The sequence below is a fragment of the Pseudomonas sp. SCPG-7 genome (assembly GCF_002156405.1).
GTDB classification, from domain to species: Bacteria; Pseudomonadota; Gammaproteobacteria; order Pseudomonadales; family Pseudomonadaceae; genus Aquipseudomonas; species Aquipseudomonas parakoreensis.
The window spans coordinates 21,928-30,862 of sequence record NZ_MVOO01000030.1 but is presented as its reverse complement, the minus strand read 5'-3'; the positions used below and the strand labels follow the sequence as shown (position 1 = coordinate 30,862).

At 61.4% G+C, this 8,935-nt stretch carries 4 protein-coding genes; 3 read left to right on the top strand and 1 reads right to left on the bottom strand.

Annotated features, from left to right (window positions below):
* Positions 1–3,552 (bottom strand): retention module-containing protein (locus B1722_RS27755; protein WP_140396053.1); only part of this gene is annotated, 3,552 nt, incomplete at its 3' end.
* 357 nt (positions 3,553–3,909) lie between these two features.
* Between B1722_RS27755 and B1722_RS27750 the strand changes: the two genes are divergently transcribed.
* From B1722_RS27750 to B1722_RS27740, 3 genes are read left to right on the top strand one after another with little or no spacing between them, the layout of a single operon-like run.
* Positions 3,910–5,262, top strand: a complete 1,353-nt coding sequence (locus B1722_RS27750; protein WP_041070916.1) for a TolC family outer membrane protein — start codon at positions 3,910–3,912, stop codon at positions 5,260–5,262.
* 42 nt (positions 5,263–5,304) lie between these two features.
* Entirely contained in the window at positions 5,305–7,461 is a 2,157-nt protein-coding gene (locus tag B1722_RS27745) for a type I secretion system permease/ATPase (protein ID WP_027611114.1), read from the top strand.
* Positions 7,451–8,818, top strand: coding sequence for an HlyD family type I secretion periplasmic adaptor subunit (locus B1722_RS27740; RefSeq protein WP_041070920.1), 1,368 nt, complete (start codon positions 7,451–7,453; stop codon positions 8,816–8,818). Before B1722_RS27745 ends, B1722_RS27740 begins: the two co-directional genes overlap by 11 nt.
* Positions 8,819–8,935: the final 117 nt, after the last annotated feature.

Below are 8,935 nucleotides of genomic sequence, written 5' to 3'. Positions count from 1 at the left end.
CGAGGTATCGGCCGTGAGTTTCACGGTCGAGGTGTCGATGGTGTCGGTGACTTCAGTGACGGCTGGAACGGTACTTGGTACCAGGTTCTCGAAGTTGCCGCCCGCAGCATCCTTGATGGTCACTTCAACCTTGCCAGCGTCTTTGTAAACGTCATCGGCTGGTGCTGGAACGGTCACGGTGCCGGTCGTTTTACCTGCTTCAATAGTGATCACCGAACCGTTGCTCAGGGTCACGGTGACTGGTGTGCCCGCTGGATTGGTCAAGGTCGCGGTGTAAACGATCGAGCCGCCTTCAGCGACGGAACCGGTGGCGGTGAGCGACAGGTTGGTGGTGTCGACGGTGTCGGTGACGCTGGTCGAAACCGGAGTTTTGTCAGCGACCAGATTTTCGTAATTGCCACCGCTCACGTCAGTGATCGCGTTGGTCAGTGGCTCGTGACCGTTCAACGCGTCGTTCGGCGCGGTGGTGGTCACGGTGCCAGTGGTTTTGCCCACTTCGATGGTGATCGTCTGACCGTTGGCCAGGGTTACAACAACCGGTGAACCGGTGACCGGTGCGCCGACTGTGGCGGTGTAAGTGACGGTGCCACCTTCAGCCACCGAAGTATCGGCGCTGAGCTTCACGGTAGAGGTATCGATGGTGTCGGTGACTTCGGTCACGGCCGGGACGGTGCTCGGTACCAGATTTTCGAAGTTGCCGCCGGACGCATCCTTGATCGTGACTTCAACCTTGCCGGCGTCTTTGTAGACGTCATCAGCCGGGGCTGGAACAGTCACGGTGCCAGTAGTTTTACCGGCTTCGATGGTGATGACCGAGCCATTGCTCAAGGTCACGGTTACCGGAGTGCCCGCCGGGTTGGTCAGGGTCGCGGTGTAGACGATCGAACCGCCTTCAGCCACGGAACCGGTGGCGGTGAGCGACAGGTTGGTGGTGTCGACGGTGTCGGTGACGCTGGTCGAAACCGGAGTTTTGTCAGCGACCAGATTCTCGTAGTTGCCCCCGCTCACGTCAGTGATCGCGTTGGTCACTGGCTCGTGACCGTTCAACGCGTCGTTCGGCGCGGTGGTGGTCACGGTGCCAGTGGTTTTGCCCACTTCGATGGTGATGGTCTGGCCGTTCGCCAGAGTCACGACAACCGGCGAACCGGTCACGGGTGCACCAACCGTAGCGGTGTAAGTCACCGTGCCGCCCTCGGCGACCGAGGTGTCAGCGGTCAGTTTGACGGTCGAGGTATCGATGGTGTCAGTCACTTCGGTGACAGCCGGCACGGTGCTCGGAACGAGGTTCTCGAAATTGCCGCCGGTGGTGCCGGAAATGCTGACTTCAACTTTGCCGGCGTCTTTGTAGACGTCATCGGCTGGTGCCGGAACGGTCACGGTGCCGGTGGTCTTACCGGCTTCGATGGTGATGACGGCGCCGTTGCTCAGGGTCACGGAGACCGGCGAACCGGCAGCGTTGGTCAGGGTCGCGGTGTAGACGATCGAGCCGCCTTCAGCGACGGAACCGGTCGCAGTCAGCGACAGGTTAGTGGTGTCGACGGTGTCGGTGACGGTGGTCGAAACCGGGGCTTTGTCGGCGACGAGGTTCTCGTAGTTACCGCCACTGACGTTGGTGATGGCGTTGGTCAGCGGCGGGTTGCCGGTCAGCGCATCGTTCGGTGCGGTGGTAGTCACGGTGCCGGTGGTCTTGCCGACTTCGATGGTGATGGTCTGGCCGTTCGCCAGGGTCACGGTCACTGGCGAACCGGTGACAGGCGCGCCTACGGTGGCGGTGTAAGTGACGGTGCCGCCTTCAGCGACCGAGGTATCGGCAGTCAGTTTGACCGTCGAAGTGTCGATGGTGTCGGTGACTTCGGTGACGGCTGGAACGGTACTTGGTACCAGGTTCTCGAAATTGCCACCGCTGGTGCCGGTGATGCTGACTTCGACTTTGCCGGCGTCTTTGTAGACGTCATCCGCAGGCGCGGGAACGGTCACGGTACCGGTGGTCTTGCCAGCTTCGATGGTGATGACGGAGCCGTTGCTCAACGTCACGGTCACCGGGGTACCGGCCGGATTGGTCAGGGTTGCGGTGTAAACGATCGAGCCGCCTTCAGCCACGCTACCGGTGGCACTCAGCGACAGGTTGGTGGTGTCGATGGAGTCAGTGACGGTGGTGGTCGCTGGCGTCGTGTTTGGCACCAGGTTCTCGAAGTTGCCGCCGGTAGCACCGGTAATCGTGGTGCTGACGGTGCCGCCGTTGTTATAGACGTCGTTTGGCGCAGTCGGCACATTGATGGTGCCCGTGGTCTGTCCGGCTTCGATGGTGATGGTCGAGCCATTGGACAGGGTGACGGTGACCGGCGTCTGCGCCGGGTTGGTCAGGGTCGCGGTGTAGGTGATCTGGCCACCTTCAACCACGCTGCCGGTAGCGGTCAGGGTTAGGCCGGTGGTGTCGCGCGAATCGACGATGTTCGTCACGGCTGGCGACGTGTTCGGCACCAGATTCTCGAAGTTGCCGCCACTGGCACCGGTAATGGTGGTAGTGACGGTGCTGCCGTTGTTATAGACGTCATTCGGCGCGGTTGGCACGTTGACAGTGCCCGTGGTCTGGCCGGCTTCGATGGTGATGGTCGAGCCGTTGGACAGGGTAACGGTGACAGGCGTCTGTGCCGGGTTGGTCAGGGTCGCGGTGTAGGTGATCTGGCCGCCTTCAGTGACGCTGCTGCCAGCGGTCAGGGTGACGGTGGTGGTGTCGATGGTGTCGGTGACCTGGGTCGTGGCCGGAGTGGTCGGCGGGGTCACGGTGATGCCGTTGCCGCCGGTGGTGCCGGTGACGGTCACGTCGATCTGGGTCGGGTCGTTATAAACGGTGTCGTTCGGCGCCAACGGCACGTTGACGGTGCCGGTGGTGGAGCCGGCTGGAATCACGATCACCGAGCCGTTGGACAGGGTGATGGTCAGGTCGGTCAGCGGCGCCTGGGTCAGGGTCGCGGTGTACACCAACACGCCGCCGGCTTCGGTGATGGTCGGCGTGGCGCTGAGGCTCAGGGTCGACTCACGCAGAGCGTTGGTGGTGGTGTCGGTGGTCTGGCCACCGGTGATGTTCTGCGCCGCTTGCGCACCGGCGTTGATGCCCGCGGTCGGGAAGCCGATGGTCGGGTCGACGCGGCCAGCAGTGGCGTCGAGCATCACGAAGCTGTGGCCGCCGCCTGCCGCGCCGCCAGTCCCCGCGGCGGTCGCGCCGGCAGCGGTGGCTTCAAGAGCAGTGGTCGGGTCGGCACCGGCGGCGATGGCCTGCTGCAACTCGGCTACAGAAGGTGCGGCCTGCGCGGTGGCTTCGGCCAGGTCCGTGCTGGAGTCGGGCGCGTTGGCGCTCCACTGCGTTTCGCGACCCAGGTCCAGGGTGCGGCCATCCGCCAGTTCCAGCGATACAGCGCCGGAGAGGCCAGTGTCGATCTGGTCGCCGACGAACAGGCGATCGCCTTCAACGAGCACGCGGCGTACACCCTCGGGGGATACCACGAATACCTGACCGACAATGCTTTTGACGATGGCAACAACACTGCTCATTGAAGACTCTCCGGGTGTTACGTTCAGTTGACTTCCATTGCCTGATGGCTTCGGCGCCGATTCAGTCTGGACGTACTTTTAAAATTTGCGAATCAAGTTTGACGCTTCTTTTCGTCAATATTTTGGCTAGATTCTTTCGCTATTAACTTTATGCCAAACTATTGACCTTCTGGGTGCCATCCTAAACAATCGCCCCACTAATGTCACATTGATATTTCCGCGGCGACCTGTCCCTCAGCGTGTGATCCAGTTCCTATTTTGAACTTTCCGACATACGGTCATTCCGGTTGCCAATCATCCGACGCAGCAGCACGTTTTGCTGTGATTCAAGACAAGAAGTCCTGGGAAATCTTTACCATGCGTTTGCACTTGTTCAAGGCTCTACCCTTCGCTCTGGCCGCCTCTTTCGCCCATGCACAATCCTTACCGGAAGCCATGCAACAGGCACTGGATGTCCATCCGGAAATCCAGGCAGGGGTCAACAGTCGTCTGGCCGCGGATTATCAGTTAAAGGCTGCGAAAGGTGGATACCTGCCCAAGGTCGACCTGCTGGGTGGTTATGGCCGTGAGGGCACCGACAGCGTGACCACGCGCGCCAACGGTGGCGGCAACCACTGGGAGACGCTGAACCGCAGTGAGTCAAGTTTACGTCTCTCGCAAATGGTCTTTGACGGTTTTGCGACGTCGAGCGAAGTCGGGCGTCAACAAGCCACCGTCAACTCGCGCGCCTACTCCCTGCTGGGGACTTCCGAGCGCACCGCGCTGACCGTCGCCCAGGTGTACCTGGACGTGTTGACCCGCCGCGAATTCGTGCGTCTGGCCGAAGAAAACCTCAAGAGCCATCAGCGCATCTACGACCAGATTCAGCTGCGCACCCAGCGCGGCGTCGGCAGTGGTGCCGACCTCGATCAGGCCGAAGCGCGGATGGCCCAGGCGCGCAATAACCTGATCACCGAGCAGACCAACCTCGCCGACTCCGAGACCAACTTTCTCAGTGCCGTCGGCCAGATGCCTGACCAGTTGGAGCGTCCGGCGCCGTTCATGGCGATGATGCCGGCCAACCTCAATGAAGCGCGGCAGCAGATGCTGGAAAACAGCCCGATCCTGCGCTCGGCCGAGTCCGATATCGCTGCTGCCGAGAAGCAGTACGAAACCGCCAAGTCGACCTTCTACCCACGTTTCGATGCCGAGCTGGGTCGCACCGCCGACAACGATCTCGACGGTCAGAACGGCCACAACAACGAGTGGCAGGCCATGCTGCGCATGCGCTTCAACCTGTATTCGGGCGGCAGCAACAAGGCCGATCTGGAATCCAAGTCGTACCTGTCAAACCAGGCGCTGGACATCCGCAACAACGCCCTGCGTCAATTGAACGAAGAACTGGGTCTGGCCTGGAACGCTCTGAACAACGCCAATGCGCAGGTGCCGATCGCTCAGCAGTACGTTGATCACAGCACCGCCGTGCGTACCGCCTACCAGCGTCAGTTCAGCCTCGGCGAGCGGACCTTGCTGGATTTGCTCGACAGCGAAAACGAGTTGTTCACCGCTTCGCGCCGTCTGGCTGAGATCAAGAACATTCAGTTATTTACTCAGTATCGAATCAAGGCGACCATGGGCGAGTTGCTCAAGAGCCAGGGAGTGGTCGCACCGTTGGCATCCGTCGTGCAGAACGATGTGAAGCCGAAGGTCCAACTGCCGGGTATGAATTGAGCAGAACCTTCATTGTTCAATTGTTAGCCAAGAGTGCCGAGCGTGGAATCAGAAGTCAGTCGAGTTCAACTCATTCATGATCCGCGCGCGATGCACGACGATCCGTTGCTGGATGGTCTGCTCGCTCTGTGCATGCTGCACCAGAAACCCGCCAGTGCGGCGATGCTCACCACCGGTCTGCCTCTGCCCAAGCAGCGCCTGAGCGTCGAGTTGCTGCCCCGCGCAGCGGCTCGCGCCGGGCTGCAGGGTCGGGTGCTGCAACGCAAGCTGGAAGAGATTCCGGCGATTGCCATGCCGGCGCTGTTGCTGCTCAAGGATGGCCGCAGCGCCGTCCTGCTCGGCTGGCAAGGTGACAACGAAGCCCGGGTGCTGCTCAGCGAAAGCGACGGCGGCGAATCGGTGGTCAGCCGCGAACTGCTGGCCGACGACTACACCGGCAAAGTGTTCTTCGCCCAGCCGCAGCACAAATTCGACGTCAACCACGGCACGCTGATCCCGCGTGCGCGCTCGTGGTTCCGCGACACCCTCAAGCGTTCGCGCTGGCTGTACGCCGATGCGATCGCCGCGAGTTTTCTGATCAACATCATCGCCATGGCCGCGCCGCTGTTCGTGATGAACGTCTACGACCGCGTGGTGCCGAACCAGGCCGAAGCGACCCTGTGGGTGCTGGCGCTGGGCATCACCGGTGCCTACATCTTCGACCTGATCCTCAAAAGCCTGCGCAGCCTGTGCCTGGATCTGGCCGGCAAGAAAACCGACCTGATCATCTCCGCGACGCTGTTCGAGCGCATCGTCGGCATGGCCATGAAGTACCGCCCGGCGCGGGTCGGCAGCTTCGCGCAGAACATCCATGAGTTTCAGAGCCTGCGCGACTTCCTCGCCTCGCTGACCCTGACCAGCCTGATCGACCTGCCGTTCACCATCCTGATCTTCATCGTCATCGCGATTCTCGGCGGGCATCTGGTGTGGATTCCGGTGCTGGCGTTCCCGATTGCGCTGTTGATCGGCTATGCGTTGCAGAAGCCGCTGGTCGCGACCATGGAACGCACTATGGCGCTGGGCGCCGAGCGTCAGTCGAGCCTGATCGAAACCCTCGCCGGCCTCGACGCGGTCAAGGTCAACAACGCCGAAAGCGAACGCCAGTATCAGTGGGAGCAGACCATCGGCACCCTCAGCCGCCTCGAACTGCGGGTGAAAATGCTCTCCGGTCTGGCGATGAACATCACCCTGCTGATCCAGCAACTGGCCGGGGTGATCATGATCGTCTTCGGCGTGTACCAGATCATCGCCGGCAACCTGAGCATGGGCGGTCTGATTGCTTGCTACATGCTCAGCGGCCGTGCGCTCAGCCCACTGGCGTCGTTGTCCGGTCTGTTGACCCGCTACCAGCAGGCGCGGGTGACCATGACCTCGGTTGACCAGATGATGGAGCTGCCGCAGGAGCGCAATTTTGAAGAGCGTCCGCTGAGCCGCAAGGTGCTGCAAGGCGCGATCGAGTGCCGTCAGTTGAACTTCACCTACCCGGAACAGCAGAACCCGGCGCTGAAGAACATCAACCTGGTGATCCGTCCCGGCGAGAAGATCGGCATCATCGGCCGCAGCGGTTCGGGCAAGAGTTCGCTGGCGAAACTGCTGGTCGGCCTGTACCAACCGGATGACGGCGCACTGCTGGTAGATGGCGTCGACATCCGCCAGATCGACGTCAGCGAGCTGCGCTACAACATCGGCTACGTGCCGCAGGACATCCAGCTGCTCGCCGGTACCCTGCGCGACAATCTGGTTTCCGGCGCGCGTTATGTCGAAGACGAACTGGTGCTGCAAGCCGCAGAGCTCGCGGGCGTGCACGAATTCGCCCGCCTGCATCCGCAGGGTTATGAACTGCAAGTCGGTGAACGCGGGCAGAACCTGTCCGGCGGCCAACGGCAGAACGTCGCACTGGCGCGGGCGCTGCTGCTCAACCCGCCGATCCTGCTGCTCGACGAACCGACCAGCGCCATGGACAACACCGGCGAAGAACGCCTCAAGCAACGCCTGGCCGCCGTCGTTGAAAACAAGACCGTGGTGCTGGTGACGCACCGGGCCTCGCTGCTGTCGCTGGTCGACCGGCTGCTGGTGGTCGACCGTGGACAGATTCTCGCCGATGGCCCGAAAGCCGCCGTGATGGAAGCGTTGAAGAAGGGGCAGATCAGTGTTGCTTAAGTCGGGTGTCAAAGAGTCGATCCGTCGCTACTTCAAGGGTTCTGCCTCGCTGCAGGGCCAGCCGCTGCCGGAGGTCAACAAAGCGCTGATCGAGGACGCCCCGCGCGTCGTGCGCCTGACCATCTGGGCAATCATCGGCTTCTTCCTGTTCCTGCTGCTGTGGGCCAACTTCGCCGTGATCGACGAAGTGACCAAGGGCGACGGCAAGGCGATTCCGTCGTCGAAGATCCAGAAAATCCAGAACCTGGAGGGCGGGATCGTTTCGGAAATGTTCGTCAAGGAAGGCCAGATCGTCGAGGCCGGCGCACCGCTGATTCGCCTGGACGATACGCGATTTGCTTCCAACGTCGGCGAAACCGAAGCTGATCGCCTGTCGATGCTGTTGCGCGTCGAACGCCTGAGCGCCGAGGTCGATGACCGTCCGCTGAACTTCCCGGAAGACGTGCTCAAAGCCGTGCCGGGTCAGGCGAAAAGCGAAGAGTCGTTGTACATCAGCCGTCGTCAGCAATTGCATGACGAAATCGGTGGCCTGCAGGAACAACTGATTCAGCGTCAGCAAGAACTGCGCGAATTCAGTTCCAAGCAAGCGCAATATCGTCAGCAACTGGGCCTGCAGCGCCAGGAAATCAACATGTCCGAACCACTGGTGGCACAGGGTGCCGTATCGCCGGTGGAAGTGCTGCGCCTCAAGCGTGCCGAAGTCGAAACCCGTGGTCAGCTCGACGCCACCACGCTGGCCATCCCGCGCGCCGAATCGGCGATCAAGGAAGTACAACGCAAGATCGACGAGACGCGCGGCAAATTCCGCAGCGAAGCGCTGACTCAGCTCAACGAAGCCCGCACCGACCTGAACAAGGCCCAGGCCACCGGCAAAGCGCTGGAAGACCGGGTTAGCCGGACGCTGGTCACCTCGCCGGTGCGCGGCATCGTCAACAAGTTGCTGGTCAACACCATTGGCGGCGTGATCCAGCCGGGCAGCGACATGGTGGAAATCGTGCCGCTGGACGACACCTTGCTGGTCGAAGCCAAGATCCGCCCGCAGGACATTGCCTTCCTGCATCCGGGGCAGGAAGCGATCGTCAAATTCACCGCGTACGACTACACCATTTACGGCGGACTGAAAGCCAAACTGGAGCAGATTGGCGCCGACACCATCACCGACGAAGACAAGAAAACCACCTACTACATGATCAAGGTGCGCACCGAGCGCAGCCACTTGGGCACCGATGACAAGCCGCTGCTGATCATTCCGGGGATGGTCGCGTCGGTGGATATCATCACCGGCAAGAAGTCGGTGCTGAGCTATCTGCTCAAGCCGATCATTCGGGCGCGGGCCGAGGCACTGCACGAGCGTTAATTCTCTAGTGGTCATTACCGCCTCATCGCTGGCAAGCCAGCTCCCACAGAGTTTTCGGCTGGAACACGATTGTGTGCTCGTCATCGGAAACTGTGGGAGCTGGCTTGCCAGCGAAGG

Bases quoted from the DNA above. Each gene is read 5' to 3' on its own strand.
- B1722_RS27750 (WP_041070916.1), top strand. From the start codon at position 3,910: ATGCGTTTGCACTTGTTCAAGGCTCTACCCTTCGCTCTGGCCGCCTCT.